We start from the raw sequence: 20,418 nt of genomic DNA on the forward strand, positions 1-20,418 counted from the left end.
CACGACGGCCGGTCTTAGGCTGCCCCGGCTTTCTCAGTTCTCGATCGATCCGAAGAGGTAATCCGCCATGCGCATCCTGGTGACCGGAGGCTGCGGCTTCATCGGCTCGGCGCTGGTGCTGCACCTCGTCAACGATCTCGGCCACGACGTCTGCACCCTCGACGCGATGACCTACGCGGCCAACCCGGTCTCGCTGGCGCCGCTCGCCGACAACCCGCGCCATCGCCTGGTCGAGGCCGATATCTGCGACCGCGTTGCCGTGCAGAAGGCCTACGCGGACTTCAAGCCCGAGGCGGTGATGCACCTGGCCGCCGAGAGCCACGTCGACCGCTCGATCACCGACCCGGGCGCCTTCGTGCGCACCAACGTGATCGGCACGCAGACCATGCTGGACGGCGCCCGCGGCCATTACGAGACGCTGCCGGAGGCCGAGAGGAAGACCTTCCGCTTCCTCCACGTCTCCACCGACGAGGTCTACGGCTCGCTGCCGCCGGACGCGTTCTTCACGGAGGAGAGCTGCTACGATCCGCGCTCGCCCTACTCGGCCTCGAAGGCGGCCTCCGACCACCTCGCCCGCGCGTGGCACGAGACCTACGGCCTGCCGGTCCTGGTGACCAACTGCTCGAACAATTACGGGCCGCGTCACTTCCCCGAGAAGCTGATCCCGCTGATGATCCTCAACGCCCTCGAGGGCAAGAAGCTGCCCGTCTACGGCGACGGCCTGAACGAGCGCGACTGGATCCACGTGGAGGACCACGCCAAGGGCCTCGTGGCCGTGCTGGAGCGCGGCCGGATCGGCGAGACCTACCTGCTCGGCGGCCGCGCGGTGCGCAACAACCTCGCGGTGGTCAAGGCGCTGTGCGCGGCCTTCGACCGGCTGCGCCCGCAGGGCGCGCCGCACGATCAGCTGATCAGCTTCGTGGCCGACCGCCCGGGCCATGACCGGCGCTACGCGATCGACTGCACCAAGGCCGAGACCGAGCTCGGCTGGCGCCCGCAGAAGACCTTCGAGCAGGCGCTGGAGGAGACCGTGGCGTGGTACCTCGGCAACGAGGGCTGGTGGCGCCCGATCCGCGAGGGCCGCTACAAGGGCGAGCGCCTGGGGCTCAACGGCTGATGGACGTCCTCGTCCTCGGCGGCGCCGGCCAGGTCGGCACCGAGCTGCAGGCCCTGGCTTGGCCGGACGGCGTCACCGTCCACGCGCCGGGCCGCGCGGATCTCGACATCACCGACGCGGACGCCGTCGCGGCGGCGCTCGCGGCCCGCGACTACCGGGCGGTGATCAACACCGCCGCCTACACGGCGGTCGACAAGGCCGAGTCCGACGTGGTCGCGGCGTGGCGCCTCAACGCGCTGGCCCCGGCGATCCTGGCGGCCGCGACCGCCGCCAAGCGAATCCCGCTGGTGCACGTCTCGACCGACTACGTCTTCGCCGGGACCAAGCCCGACGGGGCCTACGCGCCCGACGCGCCGATCGACCCGCAGAGCGTCTACGGTGCCAGCAAGGCCGCCGGCGAGCTGGCGGTGCGCACCGGCAACCCGCGCCACGCCATCGTGCGGACCGCCTGGGTGGTGAGCCCGCACCGGGGCAACTTCGTCAAGACGATGCTGCGGCTCGCGGCCGAGCGCGACGCCCTGACCGTGGTGAACGACCAGCACGGGTGCCCGACCTCGGCCGCCGACCTCGCCGCGGCCCTCGCGACGATCGCGCAGGCCATGGCCGCGGATCCGGAGGCGCCGACCGGCACGTTCCACTGCGTGAACCGGGGCGACACGACGTGGTGCGGCTTCGCCGAAGCGATCGTGGCAGGCTCGGCCCGGCGCGGCGGGCGCTCCGTGCCGGTCAAGGGCATCCCGACCTCCGCCTACCCGACACCGGCCCGGCGGCCGGCCAATTCGCGCCTGTCCACCGACAGCCTCAACGAGGCCTACGGCATCGCGCCGCGGCCCTGGCAGGCGGCGCTCGACGACATCCTGGACCGGCTCGTCGGGCCGGTCTCAGAGGGAGTTTCCAAGCCATGAAGGGCATCGTTCTGGCCGGCGGATCCGGCACGCGCCTGCACCCGGCCACGCTGTCGATCAACAAGCAGCTCCTGCCGGTCTACGACAAGCCGATGATCTACTACCCGGTCTCGGTACTGATGCTGGCCGGCATCCGCGAGATCCTGATCATCTCGTCGCCGGAGCACCTCGACAACTACAAGCGCCTGTTCGGCACCGGCGAGCAGTTCGGCCTCAAGTTCTCCTACGCCCTGCAGCCGCGGCCGGAGGGCCTCGCCCAGGCCTTCGTGATCGGGCGCGACTTCGTCGGCGACGACGACGTGGCGCTGATCCTCGGCGACAACCTGTTCTTCGGCGCCGGCATGGGCGAGCTCCTGGAGCGCGCGTCGAGCCGCGAGCAGGGCGCGACCGTCTTCGCCTACCACGTCGACAACCCCCAGGCCTACGGCGTCGTCAACCTCGACAAGTCGGGGCGGCCGACGAAGATCGTCGAGAAGCCGCAGAACCCGGAATCGACCTGGGCGGTGACCGGCCTGTACTTCTACGACAACCAGGTGCTCGACATCGCCGCCGACGTGAAGCCCTCGGCCCGGGGCGAGCTGGAGATCACCAGCGTCAACGAGGCCTACCTGCAGCGCGGCCAGCTGCACGTGGAACGCATGTCGCGCGGCTACGCGTGGCTCGACACCGGGACCCACGACAGCCTGCTGGAGGCGAGCGAGTTCGTCCGCACCCTGCAGAACCGGCAGGGCCTGCAGGTGGCGTGTCTCGAGGAGATCGCCTACCTGCAGAAGTTCATCACCCGCGACCAGCTCGTGGCCCGCGGCGAGATGTTCGCCAAGACCGCCTACGGGCAGAACCTGCTGCGCCTCTCCCGCGAGAGCGAGGACGACCTGCGCCTGCGCCGCGGCAAGTAGCGTCGCCGGCGGCGCGGGGTCGCCGCCCCTTCGCCGCCCCCCTTAACGGGGGGCGCAGCCGATGCAGATGCCGCGCATGAGCTTGTCGTTCTTCGCCTCGCGCGGCGTCCGCACGCGCCGGTCGTCCGGCGTCTCGGCACCGGCGCCGCGGCTCGGCGGCATGACGCGGCCGACCGACGAGGTGTTGGGGGCGGTCGCCGTGGAGGCGGGGCCGCCGCCGGTGCCGGTCTGGGCCTGAGCCAGCGCGGGGCCGGTCGCCAGGACCGGCAGGAGGAGCGCGAGGCCGAGGGCGGTGAGGGGGCGGGTCATGGGTGCGGAACTCCGTGCCGGGCCATAACGCGGGTGTGACCGTCCGGTTCGATCGGGCCGCGCGATCCCCACCTTTGTTCGCCTTTGCAGAAGCGATGCGGCGCCGTATCAGGGGCCGCGTTCCCGCCGCCGCCATCCTGATGCGTCGAAACTCGGAGCCGCCGCGACGATGCGGGACCCCAACGCGATCGACTTCTGGCGCGGCTTCGCCCTGATCACGATCTTCATCAACCACATCCCGGGCAACACCTTCGAGCGCTACACCTTCTCGCAGTACGGCATCTCGGACGCGGCCGAGCTGTTCGTGTTCCTGGCGGGCTGGTCGATCGGGATCGCCACCCGCGGGCGCGACGGCAACCCGGAGCCGCCGGGCCGGAGCGTGGTGCGGCTCCTCGCCCGCACCGTCGAGGTCTACCGGGCGCAGCTGACCGTGATGCTGCTGGCGCTCGCGATCATCGCGGGGGCGGCGCTGCTGCTCGACAACCCGCTGATCCTCGAGTGGCACAATGCCGGCAATTTCTTCGCGGACCCGATCCAGTCGGTCTGCGGGATGGCGCTGCTGACCTACCAGCTCGGCTACTTCAACATCCTGCCGCTCTACGTGCTGCTGATCGGCATCGCGCCCGTCTTCGTCCTGGTCGGCCGCTTCAGCCTGCTCGGAGCCCTGGGCCTGTCCGTGAGCGTCTATCTCGCGAGCCTCGTCTTCGGGTGGAACGTCCCGTCCTGGCCGGGCGAGGGCGACTGGTTCTTCGATCCGCTCTGCTGGCAGCTCCTGCTCGTCCTGGGCTTCGTCCTGCAGGGCTGGAACCTCCGCTCCGACGCCCTGCGCCGCTGGTCGCGGCGCCTGATCCCGGCGGGCGTCGTGATCGTTCTCCTCGGGATCGTGCTCGCCGTGACGGAGATCCGCCCGGATCCGATGCTCGTTCCGGAGCCGCGCCTGCTGTTCACGTTCGAGAAGACTTACCTGACCCCGGCGCGACTGGTTCATTTCCTGGGGGTATTGTTAGCGTTTGCACCGCTTTACGCGGTGCTCGCCCCCCGAATCGGCCGCGTCGTCGGTTATCTGAGTCAGATGGGCCGGAATTCACTGGCTGTCTTCTCGATGGGCTCGATCCTGAGCCTGATCGGACAGCTCGTGCGTTTCCAGACGGGCGGCGGCGCGCTGATCGATATGCTGGTCGCCGGCTCGGGCCTGGTCGGGCTGGGGTTTACGGCATGGTTCGTCGAATGGCGCAGCCGCAGCAGATCGTCGCGACCCCGCGCATGACGCGGGCCCGGCTCGCCGCGGCGCTGGCCGTGCTCCTGCTGTCGGGCCCCGCCGGCGGCGCGGCCGCGGCCGAGCAGGCCGCCGGCCCCGTGGCGGACGATCCGGCCCTGTCGCAGGAATGCCGGGTCCCGGGGGCGCAGCTCTACAGCGTCGCCCAGCTCGGCGCCGTCAAGGCCGCGCTGGCGGAGAACCGTCCGCTCAAGATCCTGGCGATCGGCGGCAGCGCGGCGCCGGGCGCCTCGGCCTCCTACCCGGCCAAGCTCGAGGCAGCGCTGGAACACGCCCTGCCGAAGGTCGACGTCGTGATCGACCACCGCGGCCTGCCGGGCGAGATCGCCTCCGGGGCCGCCGAGCGCCTGCGCACCATGGTGGCCGAGGCCGAGCCCGACCTCGTCGTCTGGCAGGTCGGCACCCACGACGCCATCGCCCGCGTCGACGTGGACGCCTTCGCGAGCGCGCTGGCCGAGGCCGTGGGCTGGATGCGGTCCCACGGGATCGACGTGGTGCTGGTCGACCCGATCTACACGGCCAGCATGGCGGCCGACGTCGACTACAACCGGATCGTCGAGGCCGTCCGGAGCGTCGCCACCCAGCAGGGCGTGCCGCTGGTCCGGCGCTACGAGGCCCTGCAGTACCTGTCGCGCCGCAGCGACAAGGGCGAGGGTCACATGCTCGGCCGCCAGTTCCGGCTCAACGACCTCGGCCTGCGCTGCATGGCCGAGCACGTGGCGCTGACGATCGCCACCTCGCTGATGCGGACGGAGGCGCCCAAGGAGCCCAAGGCGGCCCCGGCCCAGCCGCCCTTAACCGAGCCGCAACGCGCCCCGGGCTAGACCGGACGGCCAGAGATCGGCCTCCCGCCGAGTTCGGGACCGGCGCGGAGCGCGTAGTGTCAGCCACGGCCCTCCCTGTCCTCGCGCTCCGGCACCTCCGGGCGCTGCGCAGCGGCCCGCAGCGGGCGGCCCTGACGGTCTTCGCGATCCGCGTGGGGTCGGCCGGCTTCGCCTACGGCGCCCAGGTGCTCGCGGCGCGGCTGATGGGCTGGGACGCCTACGGGATCTTCGCGTCGGTCTGGGTCTGGACCGCGATGCTGGGCCACACCCTGACCCTCGGCCTCTCGCAGGGCGCCTGCCGGTTCGTGCCGGGCGACCAGGCGCAGGGCGACCTCGACCTCGCGCGCGGCTACATCCGGGCCGGCGCCCTCGTGACAGGCGGGGCGGCGCTCGCCGTCGCCTGCCTCGGCGCGGCGCTGCTCGCGCTCGAGCCGGACCTGTTCGCCCCCGCCTACTGGGCACCGATCCTGGTCGCGCTCTGCGTGATGCCGCTCTTCGCGCTCCAGGACTACCTCGAGGGTGTGGCGCGCAGCCAGAACTGGGTCGGGCTCGCCATCGCGCCGCCCTACCTGCTGCGCCAGACCCTGATGATGGCCTGCATGGTCGCGGCGATCCTGCTCGGCGCGCCGCCCCGGGCCGAGGTCGCGATGGCCTGCATGCTGGTCGCCGCCGCGGTCGCGACCGCCCTGCAGGCCGCCCTCCTCGCCGCGCGGCTCCGGCGGGAGCTGCCGGCCGGGCCGCACCGCTACCGGTGGCGCACGTGGCTCGGCACGGGCCTGCCGATCGCCGCGATCGACCTCGCCAATGCCGGCTTCACCTTCGTCGACGTGATCGTCCTCGGCGCCCTGGTGAGCCCGGCCGAGGTCGGGATCTACTTCGCGGCGACCCGCATCCAGCAATTCGTGGTGTTCGTGCACTACGCGGTCAGCGCGGCGACGCTCCAGCGCTACAGCGCCGCCCAGGCGCAGGCCAACCGCTTCCTCCTCGCCGAGCTGGTCCGGCGCCAGGGCCGCCTGACGGCGGCCGCGACGCTCGTGGTCGGCGGCGCGATCCTGGCCGTCAGCCCCCTGCTGCTGGCCATGTTCGGGCCGGGTTTCGGCGACAGCGTGCCGATCCTGTGCATCCTGATCGCCGGCAGCGTCGGGGCGAGCCTGTTCGGCCCGGGCGAGGATCTGCTGACCATGCTGGGCGGGGAGCGGCTCTGCGCCGGCATCACGGCGGGGAGTCTCCTCGCCGCCGCCGGCCTGTGCCTCGCCCTGGTCCCGGCGCTCGGGACGCTCGGCGCGGCCGTGGCGGTCGCGGTGGCGAGCGTGGGCCGGGCCGCCCTGCTCGCGCGCGCCGCGGGGCGGATCCACGGGCTTCCGACCCCGGTCTGGGCCGCCGGAGCGGTCCGATGATCGCCGCGAGCCCCCTGCGCGCGCCGTCCGGAGCCGTCGTCACCCTCGGCGACGCGCCGGAGCCGGAGGCCTGGGACGCGCTGGTCGCGGCGGGCGCCGCGGCGCACCCGCACTTCTCCCGGCACGTCATCGAGGCCCATCGGACCGCCGGGCTGCTGCCGGCGGCCCTCCGCTACGTCACGGTCCGCGCGGGCGACCGTCTCGTCGGGCTGCTCCCGTACCGTGGGGCCCGGGACCTGACGGGCCTCGGCGGCCGGGTCCTGCGGCCCTTCCTCTCGCCCTACGTGACCGCCACGGCCCCCGTGGTCGCCGACGGTCCGGACCGGGCCGCGCACGCGCTGGCCCTGGTGGCCGGCCTCGAGGCCGCCTCCGGCGGATGCCCCTGGCGCTGGCCGCTGCTGCCGACCGGGGAGGGCGCCGTGCCGGAGATGCTCGCGGCGATGCGCGCGCGCGGCTGGGCCATCGGCACGGTGGCGGGCTTCGACCGCCCGGTCATGGACCGGCGCGCCGACCACGCGGCGTTCCTCGCCGACCATCCCGGCCGGGCGCGCTTCAAGGACCTGCGCCGCCGGGCGCGCCGCCTGTCGGAGACCGGAACCGTCGCCCACGCGTGCGCCACGGGCGGATCGGACCTCGCCCGCCTCGTCGCGGCCTTCCTCGACCTGGAGCGCGCCGGCTGGAAGGGGCAGGCCGGCACCGCCATGGCCTGCCGGCCCGAGGGCGCCGCGCTGGCCAGGGCGCTGTTCACCGCGGTTCCGGGCCCGGTCGCCGTCCGGGCCGACGCGCTGACCCTCGACGGCCGGCCTGTCGCCGTCAGCCTCGCCCTGGTCAGCGGCGGCACCGCGACCCTGCTGAAGACCGCCTACGACGAGGATCTGCGCGGCCACGCCCCGGGCCTGCTGCTCGAGGCCGAGATCGTGCGGGCCTGCCACGAGACCGGCTTCGCCGACCGGCTCGACTCGGCGACGCTGGAAGGATCGGCGCTGGAAGGTCTCTACCGCGACCGGGTTCCGGTCGCCGAGATCATCGCGGTCCCGCCCGGTCGACAGGTGATCTCGCTGGAGCGGCGCCTCCGGCTCGCCCGGTTCGAGCGGGACGCGCGCGCGGCCGCGAAGCGGGCCCTGCGGCGGCGCTAGGGCCGGTTCAGCGCGTTCCGCACGCGGCGCTGGTCCCCTCTCCCGTGCGGGAGAGGGACAGGGTGAGGGATCGGGTCTGTCCGAACGAAGCGCAGTCTGGCCGAGCGGCAATGGCGCGCTCGACCGAGAGCCTCTTGTCCCTCACCCCAACCCTCTCCCGCACGGGAGAGGGGGCGATGGCGCGGCTGTCGCGTTCGGAGCCGCCGCCCTATCAAACCGTTCCAGAGCGATCGGGACAGGTTCTCGCGCCTCAACCCCATCCTCTCGCGGCGGGTCCACGGCGCCCTGAAACCGCGGTGCGGCCCGCTACCGGCCCCGGTACAGACCGTCGCCCTGCACCCGATCGTAGACGCCGTGCCCGGTCCGGGCACGATAGGCGCGGCCGGCGATCGCGCCGGGGGTCGGCGGCGTGCCGGGCTGCGCGAAGCTCGTCTCGGGCCGGTAGGCCGGCCCCCAGCCGATCTCCTCGTCGCCCGCGGGATCCTTGCCCGGGAAACCCGTGACGTAGCCCGTGCTCTGCGCGAGCGCGGGCCCGGCGGCGAGCCCGAGCAGGAGCGCCAGCGTGCAGCGGTACGTTGTCCTGGATCGCATCGGCCGTATTCTCCAGTCCGGTCCGCCGGGCGGACCACCTGCGGGGCAAACCCGGATCGGGAACGGAGGGTTTTCCGGCGTGTACTCATGCCGCGGGCGAGACGGCGGGCGGGCTGTTGGGAATTCCGGCCGGCCGCGGGGGCGGGCGATGATCGCGGAGGCGGGCGTCATGGACGACTGGAAGGCGGGGCTCCGGGCGGAAATGCGGGCCATCGACATCGCCACGGGCGAGGCGGCCTCGGCGCAGCTGCCGGACCTGCTGCGACGCCTGAGCCGGCATCAGGCCGGTCTCGGCGGCAACCCGGTCCTGTCGCTGTACCGGCGCTGGCGCATCCGGCGCCTGGCACGCGCCGTGGCGGACGCGCGCTGGCACGCGGAACAGGGCCGCCTCGCACGCCGCGGCGGGCTCGACCCGCGTCCGTGAACGGTCCCGCTCAGGCGGCGGAACGGCCCGCCCGCGGCGCCTCGCGCCTGACAATCGTGGAATCGGCCGTCGCGGAAGGGGCCGAGCCGGCCGGAACGCCGGCCTCGCGCTCGGCCGGCGTGGCCGGCAGGCGGACGAGCACGATGGTGCCCACCGTCTCCTCGGAGCGGATCCGGAGCGAGCCGCCGTGGAGCTCGACCATCGAGCGGGTGATGGCGAGGCCCAGGCCCGAACCCTTGTGGCACCGGGTCATCTGCCGCTCGACCTGCGTGAAGGGCCGGCCGAGGCGGGCGAGGTCGGAGGTCGGGATGCCGATGCCGTTGTCCTCGATATAGAGGTGGGTGCACGCGCCGGCGCGGCGGCCCCGGACGGCGACGCGGCCGCCGGCGGGCGTGAACTTCACGGCGTTCTGCACGAGGTTGGCGAGGATCTGCCGGATCGCCTGCGGATCGGCCAGCAGCTCGAGGCCGGGCACGACGTCGACGCTGACGGTGATCGCCTTCTCGCGGGCGGCCGCCTCGACGGGCGCGAGGGCCGCGCTGATCGCGGTCTCGGCGGAGATCGCCCTGGGGCTCAGGCGCACGCGCCGGGCCTCCAGCCGGGCCATGTCGAGGATGTCGTCGATCATGGACAGCAGGTGCGAACCGCTCTCGCGGATGTCGCGGCAATACTCGGTGTAGCGCGGGGTGCCGAGCGGCCCGAGAACCGCGTTCTCCATCACGTCGGCGAAGCCGATGATGGCGTTGAGCGGGGTGCGCAGCTCGTGGCTCATATTGGCCAGGAACTCCGCCTTGGCCTGGTTGGCCGCCTCGGCGGCCGCCTTCTGGTCGAGGTAGCGCTCGGCGAGATCCGCGAGCTGCTGGGTCTGGAGTTCGAGGGTGCGGCGGGACCGTTTGAGGTCCTTGACGGTCTCGATCAGCTCGCGCTCGGAGGCGAGGAGCTGCTCCTGGTTGCGCTTCAGGCTGGTGATGTCGGTCCCGACCGACACGTAGCCCCCGTCCTTCGTGCGCCGCTCGCTGATCTGCAGCCAGCGGCCGTCGGCGAGTTCCGCCTCGAAGGTGCGGGCGGCCATGTCGGTCAGCGCCATCCCGGCCTCGGGCGATTCCCGCCGGACCTGGGGCAGCACGCCGCGGCCCATCACGTCCGTGTAGCTCCGGCCTGCCTGCGCATCCTCGGGGCTCAGGGCGTGGAGGTGGCGGAATTTCGAATTGCACAGGACCAGGCGGTTGCCGGTATCCCAGAGCACGAAGGCCTCCGAGATCGCCTCGACGGCGTCGCGCAGGCGCATGTCGGCCGCGGCGTTGGTCTCCTCCAGGGCCCGCTGCTCGCTGATGTCGTTGGCGATGCCGACGAGGTGGCGGCCGCCGTCGGCGGCGTCCGCCACGACCTCGGCGCGGGCGCGCAGCCAGACGTAGGCCCCGTCGGCGCCGCGCATGCGGAAGGCGTGATCGATATGCGTCTGGTTGGCCGCGAGCCCCCGGGCGAGGCTGTACAGGTCGCCGTCGTCGGGATGGACCAGGCCGTTGACGTCCCCGAACGAGAGGTACTCGTGCTGCCGCCTGTAGCCGAGCAGCGTGTACATCGAATCGGACCAGTAGATCCGGCCGCGCGCGATGTCCCAGTCCCACAACCCGCAGGCGCCCCGGCGCAGGGCGGTCTCCAGGCGGCCGCGGATCTGCTCGCGGGCCCGGTCGGCGCGGGCGGCCTGGCGGGTCTGCAGGCCGTAGGCGAGCCCGACTCCGACGATCACGATGGCGGCGGCGGCGATCAGGACGATCTGGTCGCGGGTCCGGGCGCTCCAGCCACGCAGCAGCGGCTCGATGGGCTGGAGCACCGCCACCTGTCCCGCGCCGCCGGGCAGGCTGTGCACCGCGGCGAGCACGCTCTCGCCGCCGGGAAGCTCGAGGGCCATCGCGCCGGCGCGCTCGCCGAGGCCGGAGAGCGGCTCGCTCTCGCCGAGCACCGCCGAGAGGGTCGTGCGGTCGGCCGGCAGCGGCGGATGGGCGGCGACGATGCGGGTGTCGGGGCGGACCACCAGCAGGCGGCGGCCGGGATGCCGCTCGCTCTCGGGCATCAGGGCGCGCAGGTCCTCCGCCACAGTGCCGGCCGGATCCACCGCCCGCGCGGCCAGACGGGCGAAGCCTTCGACCTCGGCCTTCGCGCCCGCCAGGATCTCGGCACGCTGTCCCTGGATATGGAGGGTGGCGAGCCCGACGAGGCAGGCCAGAAACACCGCGAGCGTTCCCGGCACGGCGTAGCGCAGCCAGCGCTCGGCCTGGCCGAGCCGCGGATCCCGGCTCCGCATGGGCCACGAGATCGTGAGACTCGAATCCGCACGCGCGGAGAAGGAAGCGGAAGCCGCCTCCGGCATGGCCGAACCTCGCCCGTGGGAACTGTGATCCGGTGTGGGCACCCGGCCCCCGAAGGCCCCCCGAATCTGACTGAATACAATCACTTCGGGGGGCAGTTTGTCCACGGATTTTTTACCATAAGGGCTTGACGGAACCCAGGTGTTGCCTGTGAGCCCGAGAATCGATTTCTACCGCAGATTCAGACGGTTAGCCGCCTCCGAGGGTGCGCGCGAGGATGTCGGCGGTGTCCCGGGAAAGCCCCGGGATCGCCTTGATCCCATTCAGCATTTCGACCGCTTTGGCGCCGCGTGATTTTTCCAGCCGGCGCCAGGATCCGAAGGCCGTGAGGAGCCGTGCGGCCACCTGTGGGTTGGTCGAATCGAGCGCCGCGACCGTCTCGGTCACGCGGGCGAATCCCGCCCCGTCCGGTCGGGCGAACTGGGTCGGGTTGCCGAACGCGAAGCTCCCGATCAGCGCCCGCACGCGGTTCGGGTTGGTCATGGTGAAGGCCGGGTGTTCCTGCAGCCGCGCGATCCGGTCGAGGGTGCCGGGCTCCGGGATCTGGGCCTGGAGGGCGAACCACTTGTCGAGGACCAGGGGCTCGTCGGCGTAGCGGGCCGCGAACTCCGCGAAGGCGGCCTCGCGGGTCTCCCCCGGGATCAGCGCCAGCGTGCCGAGGGCGGCGAGCCGGTCAGTCATGTTGGTGGCCTCGGCGAGCCGCGCGGCGGCGCGGGCGGCGCCCTCCCGGGGATCGCCGGCGGCGACCAGGTCGAGGGCCGCGTTGCGGAGCGACCGGCGCCCCGCCGAGGCGGCGTCGGGGCTGTAGGGCTCACCGGCCACCGGCGCGAGCGCCGCGTCGATCGATTCGAGCCGCGGCCGCAGGGCCTGGCCCAGACGCGCCCGCAGGTTGAATCGCGCCCGGTGGATCGCGTCGGGATCCACGTCGGCCGGCACCGCGTCGGCGGCCTCGCCCTCGCTCGGCAGCGCCAGGACCAGGGCCGCGAAGGCCGGGTCGGCCAGGGCCTCGTCTTCGAGGAACTGGCCGAGTGCCGCGGCGAACGCCTCCGTCCGATCGGCGTCTGGCTCGAGGATCAGCCGCAAAGCGACGTCCTGCGCGGCCTGCCAGCGGTTGAACGGGTCGCTGTCCTGCGCGAGGAGCCGCATCCGCTCCGCGTCGGTCAGGGCGAGGTCGAGCCGCACCGGGGCGGAGAAGTCGCGCAGGAGCGAGGGGACCGGCTCCTCGGCGACCGCGTCGAACACGACCTCGGCCTCGGGGCGGTCGAGCACGTAGACGCCGTCCCGCACGTTCGGGCAGGTCGCGCCCGCCAGCGGCCCGGACGCCCCGACGAGACCGAGGGCCACGGGGATCACCAGGGGCGGCCCATCGGGCTCCGCGCCGCCGCCGGGCAGGCTCTGGGCGAGCCGGAGGGTGTAGCGGGCGGCGGCCGGATCGTACGCGGCCGCGACGGCGAGGCGGGGCGTGCCGGGACGCTCGTACCAGCGGGCGAAGGCGCCGAGATCGCGCCCGGTCACCGCCGCGAAGGCTGCCAGGAAGTCCTCGACGGTGGCGGCGCGGCCGTCATTGTCGGCGTAGTACCGGTCCATGCCGGCCCGGAAGGCCTCGGGACCGATCAGCGTCCGCAGCATCCGGACGATCTCGGCGCCCTTGTCGTAGACGGTCGCCGTGTAGAAGTTGTTGATCTCCGCGTAGGCCCGCGGCCGCACCGGGTGACGCAGCGGCCCGGCATCCTCGGGGAACTGGCGCGCCCGGAGGGAGCGCACCTCGGCGATGCGGTGCACCGGCCGGGAGCGCATGTCGGAGGAGAATTCCTGGTCGCGGAAGACCGTGAGACCCTCCTTCAGACAGAGCTGGAACCAGTCCCGGCACGTGACGCGGTTGCCGGACCAGTTGTGGAAGTACTCGTGCGCGATGATCGCCTCGATCGCCGCGTAGTCGCCGTCGGTCGCGGTCTCGGGACTCGCCAGGACGTATTTGTCGTTGAAGATGTTGAGGCCCTTGTTCTCCATGGCGCCCATGTTGAAGTCGGACACCGCGACGACGTTGAACACGTCGAGGTCGTAGGCGCGGCCGAAGGCGGTCTCGTCCCAGGCCATGGAGCGGATGACGGCGTCGAGGGCGTAGCCTGCCCGGTCCTCCTTGCCGGGCTCGACGTAGACCGCGCAGGTGACGGGGCGGCCCTCCATCGTGGTGAAGCGCGTCTCGACCTTCCCGAGCCGGCCGCCCACGAGGGCGAACAGGTAGGCGGGCTTCGGGTGGGGATCGTGCCAGATCGCGAAGTGGCGGTCCGGCCCGGCCGCGCCGGTCTCGACGGGATTGCCATTGCCGAGCAGGACCGGCGCCTCGGCCCGGTCGGCCTCGATGCGCGTGGTGTAAACTGACAGCACGTCCGGCCGATCGAGGAAGTAGGTGATCCGGCGGAAGCCGTCCGCTTCGCACTGGGTGCAGTAGACGCCGTTCGACCGGTAGAGGCCCATCAGCTTGGTGTTGGCGGTCGGATCCACCTCCGTGACGAGACGCAGCACGAAGGGCCGCTGCGGCGGATCGCGGAGGATCAGTCCGGACGGCGTCGCCGCGTAGGCGTCGGGCGCCAGCGGCGCGCCGTCGAGCGCGACCGATACCAGCCGGAGATCGTCGCCGTCGAGGGTGAGCGGCGCCGCCGGCACGCCGGCCGGGTTCGGCCGCAGCGTCAGCGTCGCGTCGATGCGGGTCGCGTGCGGGTCGAGACGGATGTCGAGGTCGACGCGATCGATCAGGTAGTCGCTGGGCCGGTATTCCTCGAGGCGGATCAGCGGCGGCGTCTCGGTGCGCATTCGGCTCACTCCGGGTGCGGGGCGGGCCCGTTCTGGTCCCTCGGAGCGCGCGGCGCAACGATCGGAGCCGTCGAAACGGCCGGCGTGGCGCGGTCCTCGCCCGGCTCAGAGCCCCGGGGCGGGGCGGCCCTCCGCGCGGAGCGGCCGCTCGAGGCCGACCCTGTCGAGCGTGGCGGACAGGCGGGCGCGGACGAACGGCTCGGCCCAGCGCATCACGGCGTAGCTCAGCAGGAGCATGGCGCAGCACGCGGCCACGAGCGCCGCGTAGGGCGGAACCCCGCCGCCGACGAGGCGGTGGATCAGGGCGGCACCGTTGACGTTGTGCAGGAGGTAGAGCGGGTAGGTCATCAGTCCGATCCGTCGGGCCAGCGCGCAGCCCCGCTCGCCGAGCCGCACGCGGAGCCACGCGTTGCCGCGCACGCTGGCCACGATCATCAGGACGCAGCCCGCGAAGACGAGGCGCGGGAGGAGCGGATCCTCGCTGCGGCCCATCTGGAACAGGAACGACCCGGCCGCGTCACCGATCTCGACGAGCGCCCCGACGGCGCAGACGGCGATCACGCAGAGCCGACCGGCCGTCGGCCCCTTGACGAGCGACAACCACAGGAAGACGCCGAGCGCGAAGAAGCAGCCGTGGCGCAGGAGCGTCAGCTCGGCCACGCGGTTCGCCGCCAGGGCGGGGAGGTTCGGCACGGCCAAGGTCGCGACCCAGAAGAGGGTGCTCACACCGCCGACCACGGCGCAGACCGGGCCGATGCTCCGGAATCGCCCGAGCCGCAGCAGCGCGAAGACGAGTGCGTAGAAGGCGATCTCCACGCCGAGGGTCCAGTAGACGCCGTCCAGCCACGGCTCGACCGGAACGAACAGGACGCAGTCGAGATAGGCCCGCAGCACGTGCCGACCGGACCCCATGCGGCCGATGGCGAGCGAGACCAGGGCGGTGAGCGTGGCGCAGATCCAGACCGCCGGCACGAGGCGCAGGATGCGGCTGCGCAGGAAGGCGCGCGCGGTCGCGTGCTCGGCCGAGTAGGCGATCACGAAGCCCGAGATGACGAAGAACAGCTCGACCCCGATCCATCCGAACCACGTCCAGGCGAACAGGCCGGGGTAAGCTGCGGCGGAGTCGAAGGCGCGCCCGGCCGTCGAGAGGGGCGCCTGCCACGCGTAGGCGCCGAGATGAAAGATCATGACCAGCATTGCGGCTAGGAATCGTGCCGCATCGAGACCGATCATCTGTGCATCATGCCTGCCGCCCTCGGATCCCTGCGTCCTCATCACGGCCCCCGACGTTCGAAACCGCTCTCATCATCCCACCGAGTAAGACGAATCCGTCGCAGCCGGGCTACATCTTGCTGGGTAAGACGCGCCCATACTTTCGGCCGAAGGGTCTCTCCTCCGGCGGATCGGGAGTTCGCGGCGGGGCCGACGGGACGCACGCGGCGCGAGGCCCGCCGCCGGGCCGACGATGCCGGGGGCTGCCGAAACGCCCGCCCGGTCGGCTCGACGGGGTCCGACCGCGCGAACGCCCGGGCCCGATTGTCCCGAGTCTGTATCGGACGGCCTTCTCACCGCCGGAGCGGCCGCTAGCTAGCGGGGCGAGTCAGCCGGAGCGGGCCGGTGGCCCGTCTTCGAAGAGAACAGGACAGGATCCGATGGAATTTCTGCACACCATGGTCCGGGTCGCCGACCTCGACCGGGCGCTCGCCTTCTACGTCGACACGTTCGGCCTGAAGGAGGTGCGCCGCGTCGAGAACGAGAAGGGCCGCTTCACCCTCGTCTTCCTCGCCGCGCCCGGCGATGTCGAGCGGGCCTCGGCGACCAAGTCGCCCCTGATCGAGCTCACCTACAACTGGGATCCGGAAACCTACTCGGGCGGGCGCAATTTCGGCCATCTCGCTTATCAGGTCGACGACATCTACGGCTTCTGCGCCAAATTGCAGGAGAAGGGCGTCACCATCAACCGGCCGCCGCGCGACGGCTACATGGCCTTCGTGAAGTCGCCGGACGGCATCTCCATCGAGATCCTCCAGAAGGGCGGCGCCAAGGAGCCGCAGGAGCCGTGGAAGTCGATGGAGAACACCGGCACCTGGTAGCGGGCCCGCGCCCTTGACCCGGACGGCCCCGCGGGCGCATCTGCCCGCGGATCAGCCGGCCGGGCGGCCGCTCCGGACGCGCGAGCGTTCGGGGAGGAAAGTCCGGGCTCCATGGAGAGACGGTGCCGGATAACCTCCGGCGGGGGCGACCCCAGGGACAGTGCCACAGAGAGCAGACCGCCCCGGATCCGTCCGGGGTCAGGGTGAAAGGGTGCGGTAAGAGCGCACCGCGGACGCGGCAACGCGGACGGCACGGCAAACCCCACCGGGAGCAAGACCGAATAGGGGCGGCGCGCCCTTCTCGAGAAGGGCAGGCCGGCTCTCCAGGCCAGTCGCCCGGGTTGGTTGCTCGAGGCGATCGGCGACGATCGTCCCAGAGGAATGGCTGCCACGCCGGCGCGCGCGAGCGCTCCGGCCCTACAGAACCCGGCTTACAGGCCGGCTGATCCACTTCCCGATAAGACTTGCACCTGCAAGGCTTTATCGCCCCGCCGGCGTTCCCGCGCGGGCGGCCGGCGCGCCGAAGATTCCGCGGCGGCAAAAACCTTCGGTTAACCTTGCCGGGTTCAGATCGGTCCGCGCGGCAGTGCCAAGCTTGTGCGTTGACGATCCTCCGAGGCCCATGATACCCGGCATCCTCCCGTCAACGGCGTGTATCGGATCGCCGGGCGCACCCTGCCATCGCGCAGGTCCCGTCCGTGCGCGGCGTCTTGCGCGCTCCGCATCCGGTGCCGTTCCCGTCACGCGCGCCGCGCTCGCGCGGCCCGGCACAGGGCACCATGAGACGCACGAGCCGCATCCGCGCCCGGGTTTCCGGGACGCGCCGACAATCCGCCCATCCGCGCGCGCCACGGCGCGCCGGCGCGTCGAGGCGGCCATGAGCCGGCGCCGCTCCTCCCCCGAGAGTTCGGCCCGCCACGGCGGCGGCGATGCGGCGGCTGAGCCGCACGTCCCCGTCCTCCTCGCGGAAGTCGTCGACGCGCTCGGCACCGCGGGCGGGATCGCGGTCGACGGCACGTTCGGTGCCGGCGGCTACACCCGCGCGCTCCTCGCGGCGGATCCGGCCCTGCAGGTCGTCGCGATCGATCGTGACCCCACGGCCATCGCGGGCGGACAGGCGCTCGTCGCGGAGTCCGGCGGGCGCCTGCGCCTCCTCTCCGGCCGCTTCGGCGACCTCGACAGCCTCCTCGCGGAGGCCGGCATCGCGCAGGTCGACCGGGTCGTCCTCGATATCGGCGTCTCGTCGATGCAGCTCGACGCGCCGGAGCGGGGCTTCTCGTTCCGCAGCGACGGCCCCCTCGACATGCGCATGGCCTGCGACGGGCCGAGCGCCGCCGACCTCGTGAACGAGGCCGACGAGACCGTTCTGGCCGACATCATCTACCATTTCGGCGAGGAGCGGCGCTCGCGCGCGGTCGCCCGGACCATCCTCGAGGCGCGGCGCCGCGGGCGGATCGAGACCACCGCGCAGCTGGCCGAACTCGTCGCCGGCGTGGTCCGGACCGAGCCCGGCAGCCACATCCACCCGGCGACGCGGACCTTCCAGGGCCTGCGGATCGCCGTGAACGACGAGCTCGGCGAGCTGGTCCGTGCCCTGCACGCGGCCGAGCGCGTGCTCAGGCCCGGCGGCCGGCTCGCCGTCGTGACGTTCCACTCGCTCGAGGACCGCATCGTCAAGCAGTTCTTCGCGGCGCGCAGCGGCCGCTCCGCGCAGGGCTCCCGCCACCTGCCCGGGGGCCCGGTCGAGACCGTCCGCAGCTTCCGCCCCGTCACGAAGGGCCCGGTCTTGCCGGGCGAGGCCGAGACCGCCCGCAACCCGCGCGCGCGCTCGGCCAAGCTCCGGGCCGCGGAGCGCACCGAATCCGACGTTCCCGAGCCGCTGGCCGCGCTGACCGCGCTGGCGAGCCTGCCCGACGCGGCCCGCGGAGGCCATCGCCGATGATCCGCCTCCTGAACCTGCTGGCGGTGGCCGGCCTCGTCGCCTCGGCGATCTACGCCTACTCGATCAAGTACGACACGCTCTACCAGGGCGGTCAGGTCTCGAAGCTCCAGACCGCCCTGCACAAGGAGCGGCAGGCGATCGCCGTGCTGCGCGCCGAGTGGCAGCTCCTGACGCGGCCCGACCGGCTCCAGGCGGCCGTCGACAAGCATCTCGCCCTGGAGCCGATCGGCACCAGCCACTTGGCGCGCCTCTCGGATCTGCCCGCCCGGCCGGAGCGCGGCGACGAGATCGGCCGTCTGCTCGCCGCCACGGCGACGCCCAAGGACAAGGGCGCGATCGAGCCGCGCACGACCGGCTCGATCACCCGCACCGTCACCACGACCCGCACCCCGACGACGGCTTCGAGGTAAACCCCCGTGTCCGATCACGCCGACGAGACCCTAGACCCGGCGGTCGAGCCCGCCGTGTCGGACCACGAGGCGGCGCTGCTCGAAGCCGCCGCGCTGGCGCATGCCGCCGGCGCGCCGCGCCCCTTGGAGGAGGAGGCGCGCGAGCCCGAGCCGCGCGCCGACCGCGCCAAGGCGCTCCTGCGCAGCATGTTCCGGCTAGCGATCGAGCGCTCCCACCTGCGGGTCGCGATGGTCGGGCTGGTCTTCGTCGGCGTGTTCGGGACGATCTCGGCCAAGCTCCTGATGATGGCGATCTTCGGGGAGCCGCCCAGCCAGGAACACCGGGTCGCGGCCGCGTCCTCGACCGCCTTCCGGCCCGACATCATCGACCGCAACGGCGAGATCCTGGCCACCGACATCCGCACGGTCTCGGTCTTCGCCGAGCCGGGCAACATCTACGACAAGGACGAGGCGGTCGAGCTGCTCACCGCCGTCCTGCCGGAACTCAACGCCTCCGAGCTGCGCGCCAAGCTCACGCAGCGCAAGGACAAGAAGGGCGCGGGCTTCGTCTGGGTGAAGCGCGAGCTGACCCCGAAGCAGCAGGCCGAGGTCCACCGGCTCGGCATCCCCGGCATCGGCTTCCTACCCGACCACAAGCGGGTCTACCCGAACGGCGTCGCGGCCGCCCACATCCTGGGCGCGACGAACCTCGACGGCATCGGCATCGCCGGTATGGAGAAGTACATCGACTCCACCGGGCTGCAGGCCCTCAACAGCTTCGGGCTGATCAACAAGCAGGCCGACCTGAAGCCGGTGCAGCTCTCGCTCGACCTGCGCGCGCAGTTCGCCGTGCGCGACGAGCTGGCCTGGGGCATCGACCACTTCAAGGCCAAGGCCGGCGCCTCGATGATCCTCGACGTGAAGACCGGCGAGGTCATCGCGCTCGTCTCCATGCCGGATTTCGACCCGAACGATCCCAAGGACGCGCTCTCGCCCGACCGCATCAACCGGATGAATGTCGGCGTCTACGAGATGGGCTCGACCTTCAAGGCGATGACGCTCGCCATGGCGCTCGATTCCGGCAAGTACAACGTCAACTCGACCTTCGACACCCGGGGCGGCGTGCTGAACTGGGGCCGGCAGAAGATCCACGAGTACCACGGCACGAACCGCGTCATCACCATGCCGGAGGTGTTCACCCACTCCTCTAACATCGGCTCCGCCAAGATGGCGCTCGGCGTCGGCGTCCCCGGCCACAAGGCCTTCCTGAAGAAGATGGGCCTGCTCGACCGGCTGCGCACCGAGCTGCCGGAGAGCGCGGCGCCGATCGTCCCGTCCCGCTGGACCGAGATCAACACCATCACCATCGCGTTCGGCCACGGCATCGCGGTGGCGCCGATCCAGGCCGCGGCCGCGGTGGCGGCCATCGCCAACGGCGGCGACCTGATGACGCCGACCTTCCTCAAGACGACGCCCGAGGCGGCGCGGGCGCGGGCCACGCACGTCCTCTCGGGCCAGACCTCCGAGGCGATGCGCTACATCATGCGGCTCAACGCCGCCGAGGGCTCGGCCAAGAAGGCGGCGGTCCCGTACTACTTCGTGGGCGGCAAGACCGGCACCGCCGAGAAGGTCATCGGCGGCCGCTACATCCACAACCGCCTGTTCACGACCTTCATGGCGGCGGCGCCGATGAACGATCCGAAGTACCTGTTCGTCACGATCATGGACGAGCCGCAGGGCCTGCCGGAATCGGGCGGCTACGCCACGGCGGCCTGGAATTCCGGCGTGGTCACCGGCAAGGTGATCGAGCGCGTCGCGCCGATCCTCGGCCTGCCGCCGCAATTCGAGCCGCCGGTGAGGCCGTTCCCGCAGATGGTCAAGCTCAACGCCTACCACGTCAACCAGCTGGGCGGCCCGTGAGATCGGATCGATGAGG

Annotated in this window: 17 protein-coding genes and 1 other RNA gene; 13 read left to right on the forward strand and 5 right to left on the reverse strand. The window is 72.3% G+C overall.

Features of this window, described 5'->3' with window-relative positions; all coding sequences use genetic code 11:
* Positions 1–67: 67 nt before the first annotated feature.
* The 3 genes from rfbB to rfbA are packed head-to-tail and all read left to right on the forward strand — an operon-like array spanning position 68 to position 2,918.
* The gene (gene rfbB, locus BMY19_RS16960) at positions 68–1,117 is read left to right on the forward strand and encodes a dTDP-glucose 4,6-dehydratase (protein WP_100252380.1); all 1,050 of its coding nucleotides are present in this window, start codon (positions 68–70) and stop codon (positions 1,115–1,117) included.
* Entirely contained in the window at positions 1,117–2,022 is a 906-nt protein-coding gene (gene rfbD, locus BMY19_RS16965) for a dTDP-4-dehydrorhamnose reductase (protein ID WP_100252381.1), read from the forward strand. Before rfbB ends, rfbD begins: the two co-directional genes overlap by 1 nt.
* Positions 2,019–2,918, forward strand: coding sequence for a glucose-1-phosphate thymidylyltransferase RfbA (gene rfbA / locus BMY19_RS16970; RefSeq protein WP_100252382.1), 900 nt, complete (start codon positions 2,019–2,021; stop codon positions 2,916–2,918). Before rfbD ends, rfbA begins: the two co-directional genes overlap by 4 nt.
* Positions 2,919–2,960: 42 nt before the next feature.
* Here rfbA and BMY19_RS16975 read toward each other — a convergent pair whose 3' ends face one another.
* Entirely contained in the window at positions 2,961–3,227 is a 267-nt protein-coding gene (locus BMY19_RS16975) for a hypothetical protein (protein ID WP_100252383.1), read from the reverse strand.
* Positions 3,228–3,396: 169 nt separating this feature from the next.
* On the opposite strand from BMY19_RS16975, the gene BMY19_RS16980 reads away from it, so the two are divergent.
* Genes BMY19_RS16980 through BMY19_RS16995 form a run of 4 tightly spaced genes read left to right on the forward strand, consistent with a single transcriptional unit; the run spans position 3,397 to position 7,860 of the window.
* Positions 3,397–4,494 (forward strand): OpgC family protein, encoded by a 1,098-nt coding sequence (locus BMY19_RS16980; protein WP_042672499.1) that lies wholly within the window; start codon positions 3,397–3,399, stop codon positions 4,492–4,494.
* Positions 4,455–5,327: an SGNH/GDSL hydrolase family protein gene (locus BMY19_RS16985; RefSeq protein WP_020094110.1), complete on the forward strand. Its 873-nt coding sequence runs from the start codon at positions 4,455–4,457 to the stop codon at positions 5,325–5,327. Before BMY19_RS16980 ends, BMY19_RS16985 begins: the two co-directional genes overlap by 40 nt.
* A 56-nt stretch (positions 5,328–5,383) precedes the next feature.
* Positions 5,384–6,724 (forward strand): lipopolysaccharide biosynthesis protein, encoded by a 1,341-nt coding sequence (locus tag BMY19_RS16990; protein WP_100252384.1) that lies wholly within the window; start codon positions 5,384–5,386, stop codon positions 6,722–6,724.
* On the forward strand, positions 6,721–7,860 hold the full coding sequence (locus BMY19_RS16995; protein ID WP_100252385.1) for a GNAT family N-acetyltransferase: 1,140 nt from the start codon (positions 6,721–6,723) through the stop codon (positions 7,858–7,860). Before BMY19_RS16990 ends, BMY19_RS16995 begins: the two co-directional genes overlap by 4 nt.
* 306 nt (positions 7,861–8,166) lie before the next feature.
* Here the strand turns inward: BMY19_RS16995 and BMY19_RS17000 are convergent, their stop codons facing one another.
* Positions 8,167–8,451 carry a hypothetical protein gene (locus BMY19_RS17000; RefSeq protein WP_020094113.1) on the reverse strand — a complete coding sequence of 95 codons (285 nt, stop codon included), beginning with the start codon at positions 8,449–8,451 and terminating at the stop codon, positions 8,167–8,169.
* A 169-nt stretch (positions 8,452–8,620) separates the two neighbouring features.
* On the opposite strand from BMY19_RS17000, the gene BMY19_RS17005 reads away from it, so the two are divergent.
* A complete protein-coding gene (locus tag BMY19_RS17005) occupies positions 8,621–8,875 on the forward strand; it encodes a hypothetical protein (protein ID WP_026605077.1) in 255 nt (84 codons plus the stop codon).
* 10 nt (positions 8,876–8,885) lie between these two features.
* On the opposite strand, the gene BMY19_RS17010 is transcribed toward BMY19_RS17005, so the two are convergent.
* The 3 genes from BMY19_RS17010 to BMY19_RS17020 all read right to left on the reverse strand — a co-directional run bounded on the left by BMY19_RS17010 (position 8,886) and on the right by BMY19_RS17020 (position 15,291).
* Positions 8,886–11,180, reverse strand: coding sequence for a PAS domain-containing sensor histidine kinase (locus tag BMY19_RS17010; RefSeq protein ID WP_234082780.1), 2,295 nt, complete (start codon positions 11,178–11,180; stop codon positions 8,886–8,888).
* Positions 11,181–11,433: 253 nt separating this feature from the next.
* Entirely contained in the window at positions 11,434–14,058 is a 2,625-nt protein-coding gene (gene pepN, locus BMY19_RS17015) for an aminopeptidase N (RefSeq protein ID WP_100252386.1), read from the reverse strand.
* Positions 14,059–14,163: 105 nt separating this feature from the next.
* Positions 14,164–15,291 carry an acyltransferase family protein gene (locus tag BMY19_RS17020; RefSeq protein ID WP_244534940.1) on the reverse strand — a complete coding sequence of 376 codons (1,128 nt, stop codon included), beginning with the start codon at positions 15,289–15,291 and terminating at the stop codon, positions 14,164–14,166.
* Between the two features lie 419 nt (positions 15,292–15,710).
* Between BMY19_RS17020 and BMY19_RS17025 the strand changes: the two genes are divergently transcribed.
* The 5 genes from BMY19_RS17025 to BMY19_RS17045 all read left to right on the forward strand — a co-directional run bounded on the left by BMY19_RS17025 (position 15,711) and on the right by BMY19_RS17045 (position 20,402).
* Positions 15,711–16,151 (forward strand): VOC family protein, encoded by a 441-nt coding sequence (locus BMY19_RS17025; RefSeq protein WP_056534063.1) that lies wholly within the window; start codon positions 15,711–15,713, stop codon positions 16,149–16,151.
* A gap of 51 nt (positions 16,152–16,202) precedes the next feature.
* Positions 16,203–16,601: RNase P RNA component class A (gene rnpB / locus BMY19_RS17030), an RNA gene on the forward strand.
* Between the two features lie 427 nt (positions 16,602–17,028).
* A complete protein-coding gene (gene rsmH / locus BMY19_RS17035) occupies positions 17,029–18,093 on the forward strand; it encodes a 16S rRNA (cytosine(1402)-N(4))-methyltransferase RsmH (protein WP_100252388.1) in 1,065 nt (354 codons plus the stop codon).
* Entirely contained in the window at positions 18,090–18,503 is a 414-nt protein-coding gene (locus BMY19_RS17040; protein ID WP_012319332.1) for a cell division protein FtsL, read from the forward strand. The genes rsmH and BMY19_RS17040 overlap by 4 nt, the downstream gene beginning before the upstream one ends.
* A gap of 6 nt (positions 18,504–18,509) precedes the next feature.
* Positions 18,510–20,402 (forward strand): peptidoglycan D,D-transpeptidase FtsI family protein, encoded by a 1,893-nt coding sequence (locus BMY19_RS17045; RefSeq protein ID WP_020094120.1) that lies wholly within the window; start codon positions 18,510–18,512, stop codon positions 20,400–20,402.
* Positions 20,403–20,418: the final 16 nt, after the last annotated feature.

It is taken from the genome of Methylobacterium sp. UNC300MFChir4.1, assembly GCF_900110155.1.
GTDB lineage: Bacteria > Pseudomonadota > Alphaproteobacteria > Rhizobiales > Beijerinckiaceae > Methylobacterium.

Coding starts and splice junctions, on each gene's coding strand:
- rfbD (WP_100252381.1), top strand. CDS start 1,117: ATGGACGTCCTCGTCCTCGGCGGCGCCGGCCAGGTCGGCACCGAGCTG.
- BMY19_RS17000 (WP_020094113.1), bottom strand. CDS start 8,451: ATGCGATCCAGGACAACGTACCGCTGCACGCTGGCGCTCCTGCTCGGG.
- BMY19_RS17010 (WP_234082780.1), bottom strand. CDS start 11,180: ATGCGGAGCCGGGATCCGCGGCTCGGCCAGGCCGAGCGCTGGCTGCGC.
- BMY19_RS16985 (WP_020094110.1), top strand. CDS start 4,455: ATGGCGCAGCCGCAGCAGATCGTCGCGACCCCGCGCATGACGCGGGCC.
- rfbB (WP_100252380.1), top strand. CDS start 68: ATGCGCATCCTGGTGACCGGAGGCTGCGGCTTCATCGGCTCGGCGCTG.
- BMY19_RS16975 (WP_100252383.1), bottom strand. CDS start 3,227: ATGACCCGCCCCCTCACCGCCCTCGGCCTCGCGCTCCTCCTGCCGGTC.
- rfbA (WP_100252382.1), top strand. CDS start 2,019: ATGAAGGGCATCGTTCTGGCCGGCGGATCCGGCACGCGCCTGCACCCG.
- BMY19_RS17040 (WP_012319332.1), top strand. CDS start 18,090: ATGATCCGCCTCCTGAACCTGCTGGCGGTGGCCGGCCTCGTCGCCTCG.
- rsmH (WP_100252388.1), top strand. CDS start 17,029: ATGAGCCGGCGCCGCTCCTCCCCCGAGAGTTCGGCCCGCCACGGCGGC.
- BMY19_RS17020 (WP_244534940.1), bottom strand. CDS start 15,291: ATGATCGGTCTCGATGCGGCACGATTCCTAGCCGCAATGCTGGTCATG.
- BMY19_RS16980 (WP_042672499.1), top strand. CDS start 3,397: ATGCGGGACCCCAACGCGATCGACTTCTGGCGCGGCTTCGCCCTGATC.
- BMY19_RS16995 (WP_100252385.1), top strand. CDS start 6,721: ATGATCGCCGCGAGCCCCCTGCGCGCGCCGTCCGGAGCCGTCGTCACC.
- BMY19_RS17005 (WP_026605077.1), top strand. CDS start 8,621: ATGGACGACTGGAAGGCGGGGCTCCGGGCGGAAATGCGGGCCATCGAC.
- BMY19_RS17025 (WP_056534063.1), top strand. CDS start 15,711: ATGGAATTTCTGCACACCATGGTCCGGGTCGCCGACCTCGACCGGGCG.
- pepN (WP_100252386.1), bottom strand. CDS start 14,058: ATGCGCACCGAGACGCCGCCGCTGATCCGCCTCGAGGAATACCGGCCC.